A 19,526-nucleotide genomic window follows, 5' to 3' on the forward strand; every position below is an offset into this window, starting at 1 on the left:
CGAACAAGAAATTGTTTTTATTCGGGCAATCAAAAACTTGCTTGCAGCTTCAAGTTATAAGCTAGCGGCTTCAACTAAATTTCAATTTTCCGAGTCATTAAGGCTCGACTGATCAGGAGCACTTCATGTCTTCTCCACGAATGATTGCAGATAATTGGCGTAGAACACTGCGCCGGTTCGCAGTGGCGACCGTAACTGTCGCCCTTGCCGTGCCCGCCTGGGCGCAGGATCAAAAGCCCAATATTCTTGTGATATGGGGCGACGATATCGGTCAATCCAACATCTCGGCCTATACCATGGGTCTAATGGGATATCAGACACCCAATATCGACAGGGTTGCCAAAGAAGGCATGATCTTTACCGATTACTACGGTGAACAATCCTGTACCGCCGGCCGTTCGTCATACATCATGGGGCAATCCGTGTTCCGCACCGGTCTGTCCAAAGTCGGCCTGCCCGGGGCAGATCTTGGAATGCAGGTTGAAGACCCAACTATCCCGGGACTTCTCAAAGACCACGGCTATGTGACCGGTCAATTCGGCAAAAACCACCTTGGTGACAAGGATGAGCATCTTCCGACAAATCACGGATTTGATGAGTTTTTTGGCAATCTTTACCACCTGAATGCCGAGGAAGAACCGGAAAACGAAGACTATCCGGGTGATCGCGTTCTGGCGGATGGGCGCACCTTCCGCGAGGCCTATGGCCCGCGCGGCGTCATCAAATCCAAATCCGATGGCACGATCGAAGACACCGGACCGTTGACCCGCAAGCGTATGGAAACCGTGGATGACGAAACTGTGGCCGCGGCCATCGACTTCATTAAGCGGGCGCATGAGCAAGGTCAGCCGTTCTATGTCTGGTGGAACGGTACCCGCATGCACTTCCGCACCCACGTCAAAGACGAGATGCGCGCCAAGGCCAATGAGTTGTCGGGGCGGGTCGCTGATGAATACACCGCCGGTATGATCGAACACGACATGCATGTTGGGCAGCTGCTGGATCTGCTGGACGAGCTTGGCATCGCTGACAACACGATCGTCCACTATTCCACTGACAACGGTCCCCACATGAACACCTGGCCGGATGCGGCTGCCACGCCGTTCTGGGGCGAGAAGAATACCAACTGGGAGGGTGGCTGGCGCGTTCCGTCGATGGTGCGCTGGCCGGGCAAAATCGAGGCCGGATCAGTCACCAACGAGATCGTACATCACATGGACTGGCTGCCCACTTACCTCGCCGTGGCCGGCGATCCGGACATCAAGGAAAAGCTGAAGGCCGGCTACAGCTCATCGGGCATGGGTCGCGACTACAAGGTGCACCTTGATGGTTACAACATTCTGCCGCTGCTGACTGGTGAGACTGCGGCAAGCCCCCGGAAAGAAATCTTCTATTTCTCGGATGATGGTGACCTCACGGCGCTGCGCTTCGAAGACTGGAAGCTCATCTTCCTGGAGCAGAAAGCCTGGGCCACATTGCGTGCCTGGATCGAGCCATGGACCGAACTGCGCATCCCGCTGATCATCAACCTGCGCCGCGATCCGTATGAACGCGCGTACCGCACGTCCAACACCTATTACGATTGGCTGTTGGACCGGGCCTATTTCCTTGTGCCCGCCCAGCAATACGTTGGCAATTTCCTCAGCACGTTCGAGGAGTTCCCGCCACGTCAGAAAGCAGCCAGCTTCAACCTGGATCAGGTCATGGAGAAGCTGACAACGCCGACCAACAACTAGGCCCGGCGACCCCACGCTGTAGGCCGCCCTGCGCAGGGCGGCCTTTTTTCAACACAACAGTTATCGAGAGCTTCATGAAACACGTTCTTTTAGGTGCTTTTCTGACCTGTGTTCCCATATCCCTGCTCGCTGATCCGCTGCCCAGTTGGAACGCCACTGCGGCAAAAGAGGCGATCCTTGAATTCGTGTCCAGTGTTACCGACGCAGAAGGACCTGACTATGTGACACCTTCAGATCGGATCGCGGTATTTGACAATGACGGCACACTCTGGGCCGAACAGCCGGTTTATTTCCAGTTTATCTTTGCCATGGATCGACTTTCTGAACTGGCTGAACAAGATCCTTCAATCTTGTCCACACCCGCTTTGAAAGCCGCTGCCGAAGGTGATTTAGCAACGGTTCTTCAAGGCGGCCACGATGCGTTGATCGAAGTTGTTAACGCCTCGCATTCCGGAACCAGCGTCGAGGCGTTTCAGGCCGAAGTTGCGCAATGGCTGGCCAAGGCCCGACACCCGGACACCGGATTGCCCTATGACCAGATGACCTATCAGCCCATGGTCGAGCTGTTGCGCTATCTTCGGGACGAAGGGTTCAAGACCTATATCGTCTCGGGCGGCGGTATTCATTTCATGCGGGTCTTCGCGGAACAGGCCTATGGCATTCCGCCGGAACAGGTTCTGGGCACCTATGGAAACTCGACATTCGAAGATGTCGATGGCGTTCCGACTGTCATCAAGGCCCCCGGGATTGCCTTTATCGACGACAAGGAAGGCAAACCCATCAACATCGAACGCACGATCGGCAAACGCCCCATTCTGGCCGGAGGAAACTCAGACGGCGATTTCGCCATGCTGAATTGGACAACCTCGGGTAGCAGACCACGGCTGGGTGTTCTGATCCACCATACGGATGCCGAACGTGAGTGGGCCTATGATCGGGAAAGTCCGATTGGGCGGTTGGTTGACGGTCTGGATCAGGGGCCGGACAAAGGCTGGATCATCGTCGATATGGCGAAAGACTGGTCGCGGGTCTACACTGGAGGAAACTGAACGACCCGAAAGACTTACCGCCCATGTGGACTTTGCTTGTATCCATCTTTGTTTTTGCGTTGTACGCAACCGCAGTTGTGTTTTCGGTGCGCGCGGCACAAACCGCGCGCACACCGCAAGGAGCCGTTGGCTGGGTGGTCTTTTTGGTATCTGCGCCGATCTTTGCGGTGCCGATGTACCTGTTTCTGGGGCACCACAGGTTTCGCGGCTACCGCATCTCGCGCCAACAAAGCGAACGGGTCGTCGAAGGGATCAAGACCTTTGCCGACTATTCCAGGCCTGATCCGACAACGATGTCGATCAATCCACGACCATTCGAATTTCTGGCTCATCTTCCGGTATCCAGTGGCAATGGCGCTCAGCTTCTGATCGATGGTCAGGCAACGTTTGACGCCATTTTCCAGTCGATAGACGAGGCCAGGAACTATATCCTGATCCAGTTCTATATCGTCAGAGACGATGCCTTGGGCCGAAAACTTCAGACCAAGCTGATCGAGGCTGCGAAACGTGGGGTGCATGTCCGTTTCATGACCGATGCCGTCGGCAGCTATGGATTGGAAAACACCTATCTGGACACGATGCGCGATGCGGGTATCGACGTCGCCGACCCGCGCGAGCAACGCGGGCCAAATTTCAGGTTTCAGCTGAATTACCGGAACCATCGCAAAACCGTCGTCATTGACGGTGAAACAGGTTTTATCGGCGGTCACAACGTGGGCGTTGAATATCTGGGAGAAGACCCGCATTTCGGCCATTGGCGCGACACGCATATCAAGATGACCGGCCACATCGTCCGGCAATTGCAGCTCATCTTCACTGAAGACTGGCACTGGGCCCGCGATGAAGACCTGATTGACGACCTCGACTGGGCAGGCAGCGAGGCCGAGCAGGACATGAATGCCCTATTGGTGGCCACCGGACCCGGAGATGAAACCGAAACCGGCGCCATGATGTTCTTTTCGGCCATCGCCGAGGCGAAAGAAAGATTGTGGATTGCCTCGCCCTATTTTGTGCCCGACATCGACGTCATGACCGCATTGCAACATGCAGCGATGCGCGGTGTGGACGTGCGCATCCTTGTGCCCGATATCATAGACCATCGGCTGCCATGGCTGGCTGCTTTTGCCTATTTCGACGAAATCCGCGACTGCGGCGTACGCGTGTTCCGATATACGGACGGTTTCATGCACCAGAAGGTTTTCGTGGTTGACGACACGCTGGCTGCGGTCGGCACGACCAATCTGGACAACCGGTCCTTCCGGCTGAACTTCGAAGCGATGGCCCTGTTTTTTGATGCCCGAGCAGCCTTGGCAGTTGATCACATGCTGCGCGCGGATTTCGAGGCAAGCTATGAGTTGACGCGCAGTCTGGCCCAGCAACCTGCCCATATCCGGTTTGGCGCCCCGTTGGCGCGGTTGTTTGCGCCTATCCTTTAGGAAAAGAACTTTTCTTGAAAAACGCGCGTCATCATCGCCACCAGGTAAGCGGTCGACAGACCAAAGGCCAGAAGACCAGCAACCGCGGCAAAAGACCCAAAAATTCGCAACCCTTCGCCCAAAACGATATCGCCGTATCCCAGGGTCGTGAACGTCACCAGTGAGAAATAGATGGCCGAGTTCCAATCCGGCAGAACCTCAAGCAACACCCAGACGATGGCCCAAATCCAGACCTGAATCGTGTGCGTCGCGACAATAAAGGCCAAAGATACCGCGATCGGTGCTGCCGTTCCAAAGAACACCCCCTTGGCGGACCATCTTTCATCCCACTTGATGATCGTGACGGTACACCAGGTCAACAAAAGAATCTCGACCAAGAAGCAGAGCGCCAGAAATGAACTGCCCCAAACGATCTGATGCAGCAACGTCATGTTTTTCATCCCGATTTACGACAGTGTACCGTCCGGGCAGAATGACCCGTTGAGGTGCAGGGCACAACCCCGGCGATCGTGAAGAACGCCTGCGGCGAATGGAACCGAGTGCGGGTCCGCACTGGACAGTTTGGAATTCCGTCGCACATCCTTGGAAGAAAAAAGGCCAGACCATGCTGTTGACCATCGACCGTGTTCAGAAAACCTATCCCGGCGGGCGCCCGGTTCTGCGCGACGTGTCGCTGACATTGGATGAAGGGCAGACACTGGCCCTGACCGGCGAAAGCGGCAGTGGCAAAAGCACTCTGCTGAACCTTGCCGCAGCGCTTGACTGTTTCGACAGCGGTGAAATCATCTTGAACCGAACCCCTCTGTCCCATCTGGACGATGCCGGGCGGGCCGAATTGCGGCGCAGTCAGCTTTCGTTGGTGTTTCAGCAGTTCAATCTGATCCCTTCGCTGACCGTTGCGCAGAACCTTTCTTTTCACGCCCGCCTTGCCGGCGCCGAGGATGCCGGGTGGACCGCGCATCTGACCGAACGCTTGGGCCTGTCCGATCTTTTGGACCGATATCCCGAAAACCTGTCCGGCGGGCAACAGCAGCGGGTGGCGATTGGTCGTGCCATGGCAGCGCGTCCGAAACTGCTGCTGGCGGATGAGCCCACGGGCAATCTGGATGAAACCGCCAGCGCAAGGGTTCTGGATCTGATGTTGGCCTTGGTGGCTGATACCGGCGCAGCGCTTCTGTTGGTCACGCATTCCCAACAGATTGCAGCCCGACTGGATCGAACCGTCCAGCTCTGCGGTGGTTGTATCCAATGACACGCGCCGTCATTCAGGCTTTGATGTCACACTGGCGGGTGCACTGGTTGCAACTGGCGACGCTTTTGACAGGCATCGCGTTGGCCACCGGTCTCTGGTCCGCGGTTCAGGCCATCAATGCCGAAGCGCGCGCCAGCTATGCCCGGGCCAACGCGCAGCTTGCCCTTGGGCAGTTCGACGAGCTGCGCGATCCTTCCGGTCTGATTCCGGTTTCTCGTTACGTAGATCTGCGTCGTGCTGGCTGGCAGGTGGCGGCCGTTCTGGAGGGCCCCTATCGAATCCGGGGCCGCACATTGCGCCTGATGGGTGTGGACATGGTCGCCTACCCGGCCCTGCCCGCCGTCACCGAAGCCGACCAAAGCACCGCGCCGACTGAGCCGGCAGACATGCTGACCGCTCCGGGGCGGCTTCTGGTCGCGGCAGAGCTGGCGCCGCTGTTGCGCGACCAGAACAACCTTCCGCCGGTTTCGTTCACCACGGCGCTGCCACCGGACGTTATTCTGACGGATATCGGCACAGCCGAAGCCCTGCTGAACCAAACCGATTTCATCTCGCGACTCATTGTGTTGCCGGATCAGCCGCGTGATCGGCCACCTTTGGCCGAAATCGCGCCCGAACTGGAGCGCGCCAGCCCATCCTCGCAAGTCGATACTGCTCGGTTGACTGACAGTTTTCACCTGAACCTGTCGGCTTTTGGCCTGCTGTCCTTTGCCGTTGGCCTGTTCATTGTGAACGGCACCGTCGGGCTGGCTTTTGCCCAACGCCGAGGCATGATCCGCACCCTGCGTGCGCTAGGCGTTTCGATGCGGCGGCTGGTCTTCCTGATCCTGACCGAACTCACGGGGCTGGCCCTGATCGGTGGAACCCTGGGGCTGCTTCTTGGGTTCTTTCTGGCCGGAGCGTTGTTGCCCGATGTCGCAGCAACCCTTCGTGGCCTGTATGGTGCGCCCGTGACCGGACAGCTGACATTGCACCCCCATTGGGTGTTTGCCGGGATGGCGATGGCTGTCTGCGGCACCTTGTTTGCCAGTGGCCATGCGCTGTGGCGATTGTCTCGTATGCCCCTGCTGGCGGGGCCCGGTGTGCAAGCCTGGCAGGGCAATGCCGGCACACGTCGTGTGACAGGTTTGCTCGGCTTGTCCCTGATCCTCGGCGGTGTCATCGCCTATCTCGGCATCGGTGGGCTGGTTGCCGGTTTCGTGCTGTTGGCCGGATTGCTGACGGGTGCCGCACTTTTGTTGCCGGCGCTTCTGACCTTTGCGCTTTCCGTCTTTGGCAACAGGTCCCGTGGTGCCGTCGCGCAGTGGGTCTGGGCCGACATGCGCGCACAATTGCCCGGGCTGTCGCTTGCCCTGATGGCCCTGTTGCTTGCGCTTGCGGCAAATATCGGTGTGGGTACAATGGTTTCAAGTTTCCGGCTGACCTTTGTCGGCTGGCTCGACCAGCGCCTGACTTCAGAGCTGTATCTGACCGTCCGTGACGAAGAACAGGGGCGCGAGATCACGGATTGGCTGCGTCCGCAGGTCGACGTCATCCTTCCAATTCGCAACATGGAACTGTCGCACGAGACGGGCCCCCTGTTTCTGTACGGGGTCATTGACGATCCGGTCTATCGGCAACACTGGCCCTTGATATCGGCAAACTCGACCGTATGGGACGACGTGATGGCCGCAGACGCGGTTCTGATCAACGAACAACTTGCACGGCGCGCGAACCTATGGCCCGGAGATACGCTGACACTGTCCCCGGATCACACGCTGACCATCGCCGGGGTTTATTCGGATTATGGAAACCCAACCGGGCAAGCCATTGTATCGATGAGCCAACTTGACCGGATCGCACCAGGGGCCGAAACTCGACGGTTTGGCATCCGTTTGAACCCCGAACAGGCGACTGAAATGGCGCAAGCCTTGCGCGAGCGGTTTGCCCTGCCGCGTCAGGCCGTGGTCCAGCAGGCCGCCATGAAGGCGCAATCATTGGCAATCTTCGAAAAGACCTTTGTCGTGACATCGGCGCTCAATGTTCTAACCCTCGGTGTGGCGGGATTTGCCATACTCACCAGCCTGCTGACCCTGTGGACCCAGCGCTTGCCTCAGATTGCTCCGGTATGGGCGCTAGGACTGAATCGGGCGCAACTGGCGCGGCTGGAGCTTTTGCGCAGCGTGCTGCTCGCGGCTCTGACCGCGAGCCTGGCGTTGCCGCTTGGTCTGATTCTCGCCTGGGTTCTGTTGGCGGTGATCAATGTGCAAGCCTTTGGCTGGCGGTTGCTGATGTTCGTGTTTCCCTGGGATTGGTTGTGGCTGTTCCTGTTGACCCTGCTGGCCGCCCTGGTTGCAGCGGCCCTGCCCGCGCTGCGCATGTTGCGTCTGCCCCCTGCCGATTTGCTGAAGGTGTTCGCCAATGAACGTTAAAACCCTTTTGGCCGTTCTCGTGTTTTTGTGCCCATCGCCTCTTTGGGCGCAGGGCTTTGCAGGTCTTGGAGGGTCGGCGGAAGGGTTCGAGGTTCCGCAGGCGGGCTTTGAATTCGACTTTCCCAAAGACCACGGGCCTCATCCCGCCTATCGGATCGAATGGTGGTATCTGACGGCCAACCTCAAAGGCGAGGACGGGCGTGACTATGGCATCCAATGGACCCTTTTCCGGTCGGCCCTGAAACCGTTTGAAACAGATGGATGGCACAGCCCGCAGATCTGGATGGGCCATGCGGCTGTCACCACGCCTGACACCCACTATTTTGCCGAACGCCTGTCGCGTGGGGGGATTGGGCAGGCAGGTGTTGCGGTGCAACCGTTCGAGGCCTGGATCGACGAATGGCGCATGGCCGGACCGGATATGGATACCCTGACCTTGACCGCGAACGGGGCTGATTTCGGGTACGATCTTGCGCTGAGCGCACAAGGCCCGTTGGTGTTTCATGGCCAAGCGGGCTATTCTGTCAAATCCGCCGACGGGCAAGCCAGCTATTACTATTCGCAACCCTTTTATTCAGTCGAAGGCGTACTGCACCTGCCGAATGGCGATATGCGCGTCACCGGTCAGGGCTGGCTGGACCGGGAATGGTCTTCGCAACCCCTGGCCGAGGATCAAACCGGCTGGGATTGGTTTTCGCTCAGCTTCGAGGACGGGGACAAGCTGATGGCCTTTCGACTGCGCGGTGGTCGCGGCGATTTCACTTCGGCTACATGGATCAATTCAGACGGCAGCACCGATGCCATCCCCGACGGATCCGTCAGGCTTGAGCCGCTTGCGACCGATCAGGTGGCAGGGCGCGACGTCCCGACGCAATGGCGCGTCGTGCTTGCGGACCGAGGCATCGACGTCAAGGTATCCGCCCTGACACCGGACGCCTGGATGGGGACACGTTTTGAATATTGGGAAGGTCCGGTCACGGTCACCGGCAGCCACGAGGGCGTTGGGTATCTCGAGATGACGGGCTACTGACCTGGCTGCGGGAGCCCGAACGGCGGCAGGCGACCGTCGGGGCTCCGGCACCTCTGTGCACGGCATCTGCTTTTCGCGTCAGCGCACCACGTAAACCGAGACGTTGGAATGTCGCACCACGCGTGCCGCATTCGGGCCCAGCAGGTAATCCTTGAAATCCGGCTTGTGGGCTCCGATTACGATCAAATCAGAGCCGGCACTTTCGGCCGTCTTCAAAATCTCCTGATAAGCTGTTCCTGTCGCAACCACATGGCGGATGGTTTCGTTGCGCTCGGCCCCCAGGGCCGATACGCACAGCGCCGTCAGTTTGGCCTGCGCTTCCTCCAACGCCTTGTCGTGAAAACCGGATTCGAAAAACCCCGACACCCAGCTTTCCCCGAAATCGGGCAGCACTGTCACCACGTCAAGTTGCGCCCCTTCCATATCCGCCAGCGCGGCTGCTTTTTTCAGAACCGGTGCATCAATCTCGCCATTGCTGATATCAACGGCACACAGAACGGAACGTGTCATACGAGCACCTCTTGTCTGGCGGCACGGCCGCGTTGCAGAAAAGCGATCAGACCCAGCAGGATCAGCGCCGGGATATAGACCAGTTGCTTCGGAGGCTGGCTGGACGGCAGGCTGGCCGAGCTCAGACGCACGGCCTCGTCACCATAATAGTCAAAGTTGGCCAGATCTTCGGCAACCGGTGATCCAAACATCGGCTCGTCAAGTTTGACAAGGCCATCCTCTTCGAGCAACAGCAGCCCCATGGCATCGACGCGCGCTTCACCGCCTTCTTCGGATCCGACTGGCACGACAACCGTGGTGTCCACCATCTTGCCGGTATCAAAATCCGGCCCGCTGATCACCATGCGAACCTCGGTTCCCGGTGGAGTCTGGCCGATGGTTTCGACAAACGCCGCAGGCTCGACCGAAGTGTATGGAGGCGCGATGCGATCCATGAAGAAATCCGGCCTGAACAGGGCGAAGGCCACGGCGATCAGCGCGATACTTTCGTAGATGCGGCTGTGGGTCAGGAAGTACCCCATGGTGCCTGCCGTGAAGACAAGTATCGCTATCGTCGCGAAAATCGCCACTATGATCCCTTCGACCCATGTCACATCGATCAGCAGAAGATCGGTGTTGAAAATGAACACGAAGGGCAGCGCCACGGTGCGCAGGCTGTAGAAGAAGGCCGTGAAACCGGTTTTGATCGCATCACCGCCCGACACGGCCGCGGCGGCAAAACTGGCCAGCCCGACCGGAGGTGTCACGTCGGCCATGATCCCGAAATAGAACACGAACAGGTGGACAGCGATCAATGGAACGATCAGCCCGCTTTGGGCGCCCAACTCAACAACCACACCGGCCATCAAAGAGCTGACAACGATATAGTTCGCGGTTGTCGGCAGACCCATGCCCAGGATCAGGCTGAGCAGCCCGACCATGACCAGCATCAGGATCAGATTGCCACCCGACAGGAACTCGACCAGATCGGCCATAACCTGACCAACCCCCGTCAACGTGACGGTTCCCACGATCACGCCCGCGGTTGCCGTGGCAAGCGCGATGCCGATCATGTTGCGTGCCCCGTCGATCAGACCTTGCCACAGGTCGGCAACACCATCGATGAAAGTGTTGTACAGGTTGCTCTGCCCGCGGAACATCGCTTTCAGCGGCTTCTGCGTCAGCAGGATGACAAACAGCAACGATGTGGCCCAGAAGGCGGACAGGCCCGGTGATTTCTGTTCGATCATCAGGAAATAGACCAGCACGATGATCGGCAGCAGGTAATGCAGGCCAGCTTTGTAGATATCGGCGATGACCGGAAGCGTAACCTCTTTGGCGTTAGGGTCGTCGGGTTCCAGGTCAGGCACCTGCGCCGCCAGATAAAGCAGTGCGACATAGACCGCGCAGATAATCAGACTGAGCACGATCCCAGCGGCCGACGGCACCCAGCTTGTCACGGCATCCACCGGGAATTGTGAGCCATAGCAAAGACCTGCAAACACCAGGAAAAAGCCCAGCATCCCCACTACGGTCCGCGCCAGATGTACATCGCGGTCGCCCAGCGTGGGCATGTTCCGCTTCACGGCCTCAAGGTGCACGATGTAAACCAGTGCGATGTAGGAAATCGCAGCCGGCAGGAAGGCATGGGTGATCACCTCGACATAAGAGATGCCCACATATTCCACCATCAGGAATGCAGCGGCCCCCATCACCGGCGGCATGATCTGCCCGTTGACCGAACTGGCAACCTCGACCGAGCCCGCTTGTTCACTGCTGAACCCGACGCGCTTCATCAGCGGGATGGTGAAGGTACCTGTGGTAACAACATTGGCAATCGACGAGCCCGAGATCAGGCCGGTCGCAGCCGAGCCCACAACCGCCGCCTTGGCCGGACCACCACGCAGGTGGCCCAGGGCCCCAAAGGCCATCTTGATAAAGTAGTTCCCTGCCCCGGCTTTATCCAGCAATGCGCCAAACAGCACGAACAGGAAGACGAATTTCGTGGAAACACCCAATGCAATACCAAACACGCCCTCGGACGTGATCCACATGTGGCTCATCGCCTTTTTCAGGCTCGCGCCCTTCCAGCGGATAACTTCGGGCACCCATTCCGAGGCACCGAAGAAGACATAGGCCAAAAATATGGTCGCGATAATTGCCATGGCAGGGCCAAGCGCACGGCGCGCGGCCTCGAACAACAGCACCAGGCCAAGCAACGCAACCCATTTGTCAGTGTCGTCGGCCAAACCGCCCGCATTGACGATCTTGTCATAGAAGAAATAGCCGTACAGCGCGACGAACGCGCCCACCAATCCCATGATCCAATCCTGAACCGGAATATAGTTCCGGGGGCTGGATTTGAGCGCCGGATAGGCCGCAAAGGCCAGAAACAAAGCAAAAGCCAGATGGAATTGCCGTGCATTGTTCACGACGCTTCCGGGCAAGACATAATTCGCCAAGGGCGAAGCCAGAACAACTTGAAATATCGACCAGATCGCGGCCACGACCGCCAGGAAAACGCCCACGTTCCCGACCGGATTTCGCCCTCCTGCGTCAGAAGATGCAACCAGATCCTGAAGCTCTTCTTCGGAAAGCGGACGATTGGATTGAGTGTCGGAATTCATCAAATGTCTCCCCGTCGCGGCCATTGTTCGGCCTTCTGAAATCCCGTTTCACACGGGTTTTGTGCAGGGCGCCCTTGGGCACCCTGCGTCAGGTCTGGTTTACTGAATCCAGCCTTTTTCTTTGTAGTACTTCTCGGCACCCGGATGCAGCGGAGCCGACAGGCCATCCGCAATCATCTCTTCGGGCTTCAGGTTCGCAAACGCCGGGTGCAGCTTTTTGAAGTCATCGAAGTTTTCAAAGACCGAGCTGACGACCGCGTAAACCGCATCTTCCGATACATCGGCCGAGGTCACGAAGGTCGCGCCCACACCAAAGGTCGAGGTGTCTTCGTCAGACCCACGGTACATGCCACCGGGAATGGTTGCCTTGCGGTAGAACGAGTTTTCGTTGACCAGCTTGTCCACGGCCTCACCGCTGACGTTCACCAGAACCGAGTCACATGCGGTGGTGGCTTCCTGAATCGAACCCGAGGGGTGGCCAACAGTGTAAACCATTGCGTCGATCTGGTTGTCGCACAGGGCCGCCGACTGTTCAGCCGCTTTCAGCTCGGTAGCCAGTTCGAAATCGTCTGTGGTCCAGCCCATTTCGCCCAGCAGGACTTCCATGGTGCCGCGCTGACCGGAACCGGGGTTGCCGATGTTGACGCGCTTGCCCTTCAGGTCTTCAAAGTTGGTGATGCCGGAATCGGCGCGAGCCACCACGGTGAAGGGTTCGGGGTGCACCGAGAACACGGCGCGCAGGCCTTCGAACGGGCCGGCTTCTTCGAATTTTGAGGTGCCGTTATAGGCGTGGTACTGCCAGTCGGACTGGGCCACACCAAACTCCAGCTCGCCTTCGCGGATGGTGTTGATGTTGTAAACTGAACCACCGGTCGATTCGACCGAGCAGCGCACGCCGTGCTCTTTCCGGCCTTTGTTGACCAGACGACAGATCGCGCCGCCGGTCGGATAGTAAACGCCGGTGACACCACCGGTACCGATCGTAATGAACTCTTCGGCATATGCCGCCGGAGCCAGAAGGGCTGCGGTAACGAAGGCGCCGACGCTCAGTTTGCTGCTGTTTTTCATCTGTTAACTCCCACTTTTTTTGTCTGGCAGTTGGAAATCAAGTTTGATCACCTGCTCAGGGAAGCGTGCCGATAATACAAACCGGCCCGCATCGCAACGGCTACAAATCTTTGAATTTCCCAATTTCTCCCAACCCTTTCGAGGTTTCATTCAGATACTCGCAATGTCAAGGCCGGCGCCGGTCAGACCTGCGCCAATTCGCATATATGAGCATAAATCCCGAACTTTCCCCATCAGTTCACAGCGAGCCGTCCGGGTTCATGCGGTCACTCCAAATCCAAAACGTGACCTCATTCCCGGCGCTAATCACCGCGAAACAGAGCGAACCGCGTTTCGGATAAGGAGGCAGGGCAAGTCACGGTTGTACGTTTCGACGAATCTGACAAAGGCACTTCAATACCAACTCGGTTCACGATCCATCCTTGCGGGGACCTGATCACCTGTCTGCTTATGCAGGCCAAGAACGTTGTGGCACTGGTGGCTCGTTACGGAGGACCACAAACAAGAGATGCAGATCAAGTTTGCGGGTCAGCAGCTTGATAACGGCGCCCCGCCCTTGGGACGGACGTTGTTCTGAGTTTGTCGGAACTGTGGTGCCCAAGGAGAGACTCGAACTCTCACGCCCGTGAAGGCGGGGGATTTTGAAACCACAGCGGCAGCTTAACTCCCTGTATTTCCATCACAATCAGCAGAAAGCACGTCACCTAAAACGCTATAATGCCACCGTCAATGTCACCAGTGACATGATATCACGCAATACTTTGGCCTAGCTATCGCGGTAAGCAAATTTATCGAAGCTTTCCATTGCCAGCCGCAAAGCCGCCGCCGCATCTTTCGCACCTTCATAAAGCATAATGGTTTCCAGCGCTTTTCCGAGCAACTTGGCAGAAAAGTCTAAGGCGATTTTATGCCCCCGCATTTCCCCCGTCTGCAATTGAAACGAAAGGCTGTGATTAACTAACAAGTGCTTCATCTCGACCGGAACCTTCTTCGAACCTTCGGCCTGTGTAACTTCTACAGTCCAAACTCTAAAAAGCTCCCGTTCGATTGCCTTGTAATTCTTGTCGCTCACGTACTGCCTTTCTCAAAATGTTGGATGCACAGGGCGTTTTGATACCAATCGCCCGGACCATTGTTTTTCGCTATTGTTGAAGTGGTGCCCTTCCCCGGACTCGAACCGGGACGCCGTTGCCGGCAAGAGATTTTGAATCTCTCGTGTCTACCATTCCACCAGAAGGGCACTGCGCCTTTGGTTATGTTCTTGCCAGAGAGTCGTCAAGCAGGTCTTCGTTGTTCTTTAAACAAAATCTCGCTCTCGACCTTTCGTAAAGAACTTGGCGCTTCCGCAATGACGTAGTTCAGCACCTCGTTCATCAACGTTCTGCCCTTGGGAGTTAAGCGCACAACCTTTTGTCTTCGATCTCTAAAGTCGTCGGCCATTTCAACTAAACCCAAGCCCGGTTTTCCCAGACGGTGATAATCGGCGAGGGCATTGAGGTTTCTGGAAGCAGTAGACGACGCCATTCCAAGGGAGTCACGCAGTTCCTTCTGCGACTTACCTTCATTGTTTGCCACCCAAACCAAACACAGCATTTGCTGGACTGGCATCTCGCTGTCTACTTCTCGGAACCGTGAGATAATGGCAAACAGAGCGAGCCCCCTAAGGTTTTGTTCACGTGCTTTCGACAATTCCTGCATTTCACCTGCACTCCTCATTTTTTTGGTGAGGAAGCCTTAGAGGTCAGAGAAGTGCAAGCCAGAAATTTTTGAAGCACACTGACAAATTCCTGAGATGTTTCTGAACCGTTGCGCAATTCGCGTCACCGCCAACCGTCGGTGACCTGCATTTGCGAATTCAACCCGCAAATGGATACATCCACTTACAGTGTGATTTTCGCTTTAGGCTTTGAATTATTTAGCTAATCGGGATCCAAACGCTCTTGCGCTTCACTTATTCCTTAATGCTAGTGCTTCCACGAGTGGACGGGTTTTCGATTTTGAATCCCCTGCGTCTACCATTCCGCCACTTGGGCCACGAACCCTGGATTAGCGCCCATCCAAGCGAAGGTCCAGAGGCAAAAACCATCCAATATTCCATTTGTTTCGCCTTCGGCTGTTGACGGTCCATCGGGCGCATGGTTTGGCTGGGTTTCAGACCGAAAACGGGATTTGAGTGCTTTATGTTACGATCGCTTTATGACTGGACCATTCGTCTGGCCGAACACCCTCACGCGCTGTGGGCGCTGGCCATCGTGGCTTTCATCGAAAGTTCGTTCTTCCCGATTCCCCCAGATGTGCTGATGATTCCGATGATTCTGGCCCGCCCGTCCCGGGCATGGCTGATCGCAACCGTGGCACTGGTGGCATCGGTTCTGGGGGGCATGCTGGGCTATGCGATTGGTGCGTTTTTCTATGAAAGCATCGGGCAGCCCATTCTGGAATCCATGGGGAAAGCCCATGCCATGGAAGAATTCAATACCCGGTTCAACGACTTCGGGTTCTGGGCCGTTCTGGCCGCTGGTGTGACCCCCTTCCCCTACAAGGTCATCACCATTATGTCCGGCTGGACCGGCATGCCGCTTGGAACCTTCATCGCGACCTCGATTCTGGCCCGCGCGTTGAGGTTCTTTCTGGTGGCAGGCCTGCTCTGGGGATTCGGTGAGCCGATCCGCGACTTCATCGAAAAGCGCCTGGGGCTAATGTTCACTTTGTTCATCATCCTCCTGTTTGGCGGATTCCTGGTGGTGAAATACTTATGACGAGACGTTCGCAACTTGTCGCAGTGGCAAGTCTTGGATCACTGGCGCTTCTTCTGGCCGCTTTTGGCTTTCAGCATCTCGGCGGGCTTGCGCCGTGCAAGATGTGCATCTGGCAGCGCTATCCTCATGCAGTGGCAATCGCGATTGGCGCCGTGGCGCTGGCATTGCCCAGGCTGACCTTTCTTCCCTTGCTGGGCGCCGCGGCGGCCGCGACGACTTCGGCGGTGGGCGTATTTCACGCCGGCGTTGAACAAGGCTGGTGGGAAGGCCCAAGCAGCTGCACATCCGGCAGCATCAGCGGTCTGTCCGCTGACGATCTGTTCGATCAAATCATGTCCGCGCCTTTGGTGCGATGCGATGATATCCCCTGGGAGATGTTCGGTATCTCGATGGCTGGCTGGAACGCCATTGCTTCTGCCATGCTGGTGCTGATCTGGCTGGCCGCATGGAAATCCCGCGCGGCTTAGAACTCGTCCAGCTCTGCATCCCAGTACAGGAAATCGATCCAGCTTTCATGCAGGTGGTTCGGTGGGAATTTCCGTCCGATATTGCGCAACGCTTCGGCATCGGGCTGACGTGGCGGCTTGCGCAAGGTCATCCGAGCCTGGCGCAGCGACTTTGACCCCTTGCGCAGATTGCACGGGCTGCACGCGGCCACCACGTTCTGCCAACTGGTCACACCACCGGCGGCCCGCGGCACCACATGATCGAAGGTCAGGTTGTCCCGGCTGCCACAGTACTGGCAGCGGAATTCATCCCGCAAAAATAAATTAAAGCGCGTGAAGGCCACGCGCTTTCTGGGTTTTACATAGTCTTTCAAAACAACGACCGAGGGTATTCGGATCTCGGTGCTCGGGCTGCGGACGACCTCGTCATATTCAGCCACGATATCGACCCGATCCAGCCAGGCCGCCTTGATCGCTTCTTGCCAGGGCCACAGTGACAGCGGGTAATAGGACAAGGGGCGATAATCGGCGTTCAAAACCAGGGCCGGGTGTTGTTTGAGCGCACCCGGCTCCCTTACAAATTCGGTTCTGAAGTCTCCGTCCATCACAGAATCGCTCCTCGCTCTCAGCTGCCCGTTTGTGACACCAGAGCGGGGAGCACCCGCCCCGGTCTTTTTATAACTATATATCGTGTTAAAACTCTGACAAGCCCTGATTTTCCACAATATGTCGCAGACGGGGTAACGCGAATCCGTAACAGGCACGTGACAGTTATCCACAGCTTGCACCGGGGGTGACCTTCGGGCTATGCGCAGGTCATGTCCTGGTTCATTCGCTTCAACAAACCTTATGATGTTCTGCCGCAGTTCACGGACCGCGCCAATACGGACGGCCCACGCAGCACGCTGTCCGATTTCATCGATCTTCCCGGCGTCTATCCGGCGGGCAGGCTGGACCGTGACAGTGAAGGTTTGATGCTGCTGACAGATCATGGAAAGTTGCAATCCCAGATCTCTGACCCAAAGCACAAGATGGCCAAAACCTATTGGGTTCAAGTTGAAGGCACCCCCGACGAGGCGGCCCTGAAAACGCTCCGCAACGGGGTCGAATTGAAGGATGGTCTGACCCGCCCAGCCAAGGCCCGCCAGATCGACGAGCCCGAAATGCTTTGGCCGCGCACCCCGCCGATCCGCGAACGCAAGACTGTGCCGGACAGCTGGCTTGAACTGACCATACGTGAGGGCAAAAACCGACAGGTGCGTCGGATGACAGCGGCAGTTGGCCTGCCGACGCTGCGCCTGATCCGGTACCGCATCGGAGACTGGACCCTGGATGATCTTGAGCCCGGGCACTGGGACAGTCTGCCAATGCCGACACTGAGCGCGGCCCCCCAACGCAAGCGCGACCGTCGCCCGCGCCGGTGACAGACCCTGCCCCGATCTGCTAAACTGGGGTCATGAAGAAAACGCCTGACATCCCGGCCCCTTCGGCCATTCTGGAAGCCGCGCTCTATGTTGATGATCTGGACGCGGCAGAACAGTTTTACGGCGAAGTTCTTGGGCTCGAACGCATCCAACGCGTCGCTGACCGCCATGTTTTCTATCGCATCGGCGGATCGGTCCTGCTGATTTTCAATCCCGACCAGACCGAACAACCGCCGCTCGACCCCGGCATGCCGGTTCCGCCCCACGGCGCGCGCGGCCCCGGACATGTGTGTCTTGTGCTGTCACGAGAGGAAATCGCAGTGATGCGCAAACACCTTCTGGATTGGAATATTCCAGTAGATGCCGAGTTTGACTGGCCCGGCGGCGTGCGATCCCTGTATGTGCGCGACCCGGCCGGAAACTCGGTCGAGTTCGCCGAAGCGCACCTTTGGACTTGATCCGGTGCGGAACGCATGGGCGCTCCGCAGATCAGATTCCAAACACTAAAGGCTCAGCTTGTCGCGCATGAAAGCCAGCGCAACGCTCAGCCCATCCGGGGCGATACCGTGCCCGGTGCCTTTCATGACATGGGCATAGACCTCTTTGAAACCCGCAGCTTGCAAGGCTTCGGCCGCTTCCGGCAGGGATTGAGGCGGAACAACGTCGTCAGCGTCGCCATGCACCAGCAAGACAGGCATCCGGCTGACGGTTTCATCCACCAGCAAATCGGGTTCCAGCAAACGGCCTGAAAAGGCTACGATCCCGGCCACGGGATCTTCCCGCCGCGGCGCAACGTGCAAGCTCATCATGGTGCCCTGGCTGAAGCCAAACAACACAACCTGTTCGGGCAGAACATCTTCGTCCACCATCAGCGCGTCCAGAAAGGCGTTGAAGTCCTCGACAGCCATTTCCATGCCCCGGCGGGCTTCTTCTTCGGAAGATCCATCGATCCAGGGAATCGGAAACCACTGATACCCGTTGGGCATTCCGGGGATCTGCTCGGGCGCGTCGGGGGCCACGAACAACGTGTCAGGCAGGTGTTCACCCAGCGGATCGGCCAATCCCAGCAGATCGGCACCGTTTGCGCCATAGCCATGCACGAACACCACGACCGAGCGCGTGTCGCCCGAAACAGGCTCTTTCCGGAGCGCATTCAAAACCCGTGTCATCTGATCCCTTCTCTTTGTTTTGCAACCCGGTAATAGGCCCACAGCACCCGTGCCGCAACCGAACGCCAGGGCGACCAGGCCTCGGCCATATTGCGCAATTTCTTGTCCGTTGGACGTTCAGGCAAGTCATAGAGGATGCGCGCCGCCTCTTGCAGGGCGAGATCACCGGGTGCGATGACATCTGCGCGACCCAGTGAGAACATCGCATAGATTTCGGCTGTCCAGACACCGATACCCGGAACTTGCGTCAAAGTAGCGACGACATCTGCGTCAGTTGCATCGCGCAGTGCCTTATAGTCGATACGTGCCTCGGCCAGAGCGCGTGCATAACGGATCTTCTGTCGGCTCAACCCAACTGCCCGCAGATCGTCATCCGTTGCCCACAGGATCTTGCGCGGACCGGTCAAGCGGGCATCCTGAAGCCGTTTCCAGATCGCATTGGCCGAAGCCACGCTGACTTGCTGACTGACGATTGCACTCAATAATTGCGCAAACCCATCGGGGCGGCGGCGCAGCGGCAAGGGGCCGGTCTGATCCATCGCATACGCCATGCGCGGACAGGTTTGGGCCAGCCATTCGGCCCCTTCCGCCACACAGTCCGATGTTTCGATGATGCGGCCTGCGGGCATG

At 57.6% G+C, this 19,526-nt stretch carries 19 protein-coding genes and 1 tRNA gene; 10 read left to right on the top strand and 10 right to left on the bottom strand.

Translation table 11 applies throughout. The features are described from left to right. Positions 1–125: 125 nt before the first annotated feature. The 3 genes from I9185_RS03875 to cls all read left to right on the top strand — a co-directional run bounded on the left by I9185_RS03875 (position 126) and on the right by cls (position 4,221). Positions 126–1,736 (top strand): arylsulfatase, encoded by a 1,611-nt coding sequence (locus I9185_RS03875; protein ID WP_245217974.1) that lies wholly within the window; start codon positions 126–128, stop codon positions 1,734–1,736. A 74-nt stretch (positions 1,737–1,810) separates the two neighbouring features. Continuing rightward, the gene (locus I9185_RS03880) at positions 1,811–2,785 is read left to right on the top strand and encodes an HAD family hydrolase (protein ID WP_171632294.1); all 975 of its coding nucleotides are present in this window, start codon (positions 1,811–1,813) and stop codon (positions 2,783–2,785) included. A gap of 23 nt (positions 2,786–2,808) precedes the next feature. Then, on the top strand, positions 2,809–4,221 hold the full coding sequence (gene cls, locus I9185_RS03885) for a cardiolipin synthase (protein ID WP_171632292.1): 1,413 nt from the start codon (positions 2,809–2,811) through the stop codon (positions 4,219–4,221). On the opposite strand, the gene I9185_RS03890 is transcribed toward cls, so the two are convergent. Then, the gene (locus I9185_RS03890) at positions 4,218–4,652 is read right to left on the bottom strand and encodes a potassium channel family protein (RefSeq protein WP_171632290.1); all 435 of its coding nucleotides are present in this window, start codon (positions 4,650–4,652) and stop codon (positions 4,218–4,220) included. The genes cls and I9185_RS03890 overlap by 4 nt on opposite strands. A 173-nt stretch (positions 4,653–4,825) precedes the next feature. On the opposite strand from I9185_RS03890, the gene I9185_RS03895 reads away from it, so the two are divergent. The 3 genes from I9185_RS03895 to I9185_RS03905 are packed head-to-tail and all read left to right on the top strand — an operon-like array spanning position 4,826 to position 8,914. Next, complete coding sequence (locus I9185_RS03895; protein WP_209833037.1) at positions 4,826–5,473, top strand: ABC transporter ATP-binding protein; 648 nt, start codon at positions 4,826–4,828, stop codon at positions 5,471–5,473. After that, positions 5,470–7,884, top strand: a complete 2,415-nt coding sequence (locus tag I9185_RS03900) for an FtsX-like permease family protein (protein WP_210092392.1) — start codon at positions 5,470–5,472, stop codon at positions 7,882–7,884. The genes I9185_RS03895 and I9185_RS03900 overlap by 4 nt, the downstream gene beginning before the upstream one ends. Further along, the gene (locus I9185_RS03905; RefSeq protein ID WP_210092393.1) at positions 7,874–8,914 is read left to right on the top strand and encodes a lipocalin-like domain-containing protein; all 1,041 of its coding nucleotides are present in this window, start codon (positions 7,874–7,876) and stop codon (positions 8,912–8,914) included. Before I9185_RS03900 ends, I9185_RS03905 begins: the two co-directional genes overlap by 11 nt. A 78-nt stretch (positions 8,915–8,992) precedes the next feature. Here I9185_RS03905 and I9185_RS03910 read toward each other — a convergent pair whose 3' ends face one another. The 6 genes from I9185_RS03910 to I9185_RS03935 all read right to left on the bottom strand — a co-directional run bounded on the left by I9185_RS03910 (position 8,993) and on the right by I9185_RS03935 (position 14,796). Beyond that, on the bottom strand, positions 8,993–9,424 hold the full coding sequence (locus tag I9185_RS03910; protein ID WP_171632280.1) for a universal stress protein: 432 nt from the start codon (positions 9,422–9,424) through the stop codon (positions 8,993–8,995). Continuing rightward, entirely contained in the window at positions 9,421–12,030 is a 2,610-nt protein-coding gene (locus I9185_RS03915) for a TRAP transporter permease (RefSeq protein WP_210092394.1), read from the bottom strand. Before I9185_RS03915 ends, I9185_RS03910 begins: the two co-directional genes overlap by 4 nt. Before the next feature lie 99 nt (positions 12,031–12,129). Further along, positions 12,130–13,098 carry a TAXI family TRAP transporter solute-binding subunit gene (locus I9185_RS03920; protein ID WP_152458069.1) on the bottom strand — a complete coding sequence of 323 codons (969 nt, stop codon included), beginning with the start codon at positions 13,096–13,098 and terminating at the stop codon, positions 12,130–12,132. Positions 13,099–13,864: 766 nt separating this feature from the next. Continuing rightward, positions 13,865–14,170 (bottom strand): hypothetical protein, encoded by a 306-nt coding sequence (locus I9185_RS03925; protein WP_210092395.1) that lies wholly within the window; start codon positions 14,168–14,170, stop codon positions 13,865–13,867. Positions 14,171–14,252: 82 nt separating this feature from the next. Beyond that, positions 14,253–14,338: transfer RNA gene (locus tag I9185_RS03930), tRNA-Leu, on the bottom strand. A 35-nt stretch (positions 14,339–14,373) separates the two neighbouring features. Then, entirely contained in the window at positions 14,374–14,796 is a 423-nt protein-coding gene (locus I9185_RS03935) for a MarR family winged helix-turn-helix transcriptional regulator (RefSeq protein WP_210092396.1), read from the bottom strand. Positions 14,797–15,278: 482 nt separating this feature from the next. On the opposite strand from I9185_RS03935, the gene I9185_RS03940 reads away from it, so the two are divergent. Next, positions 15,279–15,857, top strand: coding sequence for a YqaA family protein (locus tag I9185_RS03940; protein ID WP_152458071.1), 579 nt, complete (start codon positions 15,279–15,281; stop codon positions 15,855–15,857). After that, positions 15,854–16,324: a disulfide bond formation protein B gene (locus I9185_RS03945; RefSeq protein ID WP_171723218.1), complete on the top strand. Its 471-nt coding sequence runs from the start codon at positions 15,854–15,856 to the stop codon at positions 16,322–16,324. The genes I9185_RS03940 and I9185_RS03945 overlap by 4 nt, the downstream gene beginning before the upstream one ends. Here the strand turns inward: I9185_RS03945 and I9185_RS03950 are convergent. Further along, positions 16,321–16,908 carry an HNH endonuclease gene (locus I9185_RS03950; RefSeq protein WP_152458073.1) on the bottom strand — a complete coding sequence of 196 codons (588 nt, stop codon included), beginning with the start codon at positions 16,906–16,908 and terminating at the stop codon, positions 16,321–16,323. The two genes, I9185_RS03945 and I9185_RS03950, sit on opposite strands and share 4 nt — an antisense overlap. A 213-nt stretch (positions 16,909–17,121) precedes the next feature. Here I9185_RS03950 and I9185_RS03955 point away from each other — a divergent pair, with 213 nt between their 5' ends. Beyond that, positions 17,122–17,727, top strand: a complete 606-nt coding sequence (locus I9185_RS03955) for an rRNA large subunit pseudouridine synthase E (protein ID WP_171632272.1) — start codon at positions 17,122–17,124, stop codon at positions 17,725–17,727. 32 nt (positions 17,728–17,759) lie between these two features. Beyond that, complete coding sequence (locus tag I9185_RS03960; protein WP_171632270.1) at positions 17,760–18,185, top strand: VOC family protein; 426 nt, start codon at positions 17,760–17,762, stop codon at positions 18,183–18,185. 45 nt (positions 18,186–18,230) lie between these two features. Here I9185_RS03960 and I9185_RS03965 read toward each other — a convergent pair whose 3' ends face one another. After that, on the bottom strand, positions 18,231–18,896 hold the full coding sequence (locus I9185_RS03965) for an alpha/beta fold hydrolase (RefSeq protein WP_152458076.1): 666 nt from the start codon (positions 18,894–18,896) through the stop codon (positions 18,231–18,233). Continuing rightward, the gene (locus I9185_RS03970; RefSeq protein ID WP_171632267.1) at positions 18,893–19,525 is read right to left on the bottom strand and encodes a DNA-3-methyladenine glycosylase 2 family protein; all 633 of its coding nucleotides are present in this window, start codon (positions 19,523–19,525) and stop codon (positions 18,893–18,895) included. The genes I9185_RS03965 and I9185_RS03970 overlap by 4 nt, the downstream gene beginning before the upstream one ends. Between the last annotated feature and the right edge of the window lies 1 nt (position 19,526).

The sequence above is a fragment of the Ruegeria sp. HKCCSP346 genome (assembly GCF_017872595.1).
Taxonomy (GTDB): domain Bacteria; phylum Pseudomonadota; class Alphaproteobacteria; order Rhodobacterales; family Rhodobacteraceae; genus Ruegeria.

Coding starts and splice junctions, on each gene's coding strand:
- cls (WP_171632292.1), top strand. CDS start 2,809: ATGTGGACTTTGCTTGTATCCATCTTTGTTTTTGCGTTGTACGCAACC.
- I9185_RS03965 (WP_152458076.1), bottom strand. CDS start 18,896: ATGACACGGGTTTTGAATGCGCTCCGGAAAGAGCCTGTTTCGGGCGAC.
- I9185_RS03920 (WP_152458069.1), bottom strand. CDS start 13,098: ATGAAAAACAGCAGCAAACTGAGCGTCGGCGCCTTCGTTACCGCAGCC.
- I9185_RS03945 (WP_171723218.1), top strand. CDS start 15,854: ATGACGAGACGTTCGCAACTTGTCGCAGTGGCAAGTCTTGGATCACTG.
- I9185_RS03890 (WP_171632290.1), bottom strand. CDS start 4,652: ATGACGTTGCTGCATCAGATCGTTTGGGGCAGTTCATTTCTGGCGCTC.
- I9185_RS03875 (WP_245217974.1), top strand. CDS start 126: ATGTCTTCTCCACGAATGATTGCAGATAATTGGCGTAGAACACTGCGC.
- I9185_RS03960 (WP_171632270.1), top strand. CDS start 17,760: ATGAAGAAAACGCCTGACATCCCGGCCCCTTCGGCCATTCTGGAAGCC.
- I9185_RS03935 (WP_210092396.1), bottom strand. CDS start 14,796: ATGCAGGAATTGTCGAAAGCACGTGAACAAAACCTTAGGGGGCTCGCT.
- I9185_RS03880 (WP_171632294.1), top strand. CDS start 1,811: ATGAAACACGTTCTTTTAGGTGCTTTTCTGACCTGTGTTCCCATATCC.
- I9185_RS03970 (WP_171632267.1), bottom strand. CDS start 19,525: ATGCCCGCAGGCCGCATCATCGAAACATCGGACTGTGTGGCGGAAGGG.
- I9185_RS03950 (WP_152458073.1), bottom strand. CDS start 16,908: ATGGACGGAGACTTCAGAACCGAATTTGTAAGGGAGCCGGGTGCGCTC.
- I9185_RS03905 (WP_210092393.1), top strand. CDS start 7,874: ATGAACGTTAAAACCCTTTTGGCCGTTCTCGTGTTTTTGTGCCCATCG.
- I9185_RS03940 (WP_152458071.1), top strand. CDS start 15,279: ATGTTACGATCGCTTTATGACTGGACCATTCGTCTGGCCGAACACCCT.
- I9185_RS03915 (WP_210092394.1), bottom strand. CDS start 12,030: ATGAATTCCGACACTCAATCCAATCGTCCGCTTTCCGAAGAAGAGCTT.
- I9185_RS03910 (WP_171632280.1), bottom strand. CDS start 9,424: ATGACACGTTCCGTTCTGTGTGCCGTTGATATCAGCAATGGCGAGATT.
- I9185_RS03955 (WP_171632272.1), top strand. CDS start 17,122: ATGTCCTGGTTCATTCGCTTCAACAAACCTTATGATGTTCTGCCGCAG.
- I9185_RS03900 (WP_210092392.1), top strand. CDS start 5,470: ATGACACGCGCCGTCATTCAGGCTTTGATGTCACACTGGCGGGTGCAC.
- I9185_RS03895 (WP_209833037.1), top strand. CDS start 4,826: ATGCTGTTGACCATCGACCGTGTTCAGAAAACCTATCCCGGCGGGCGC.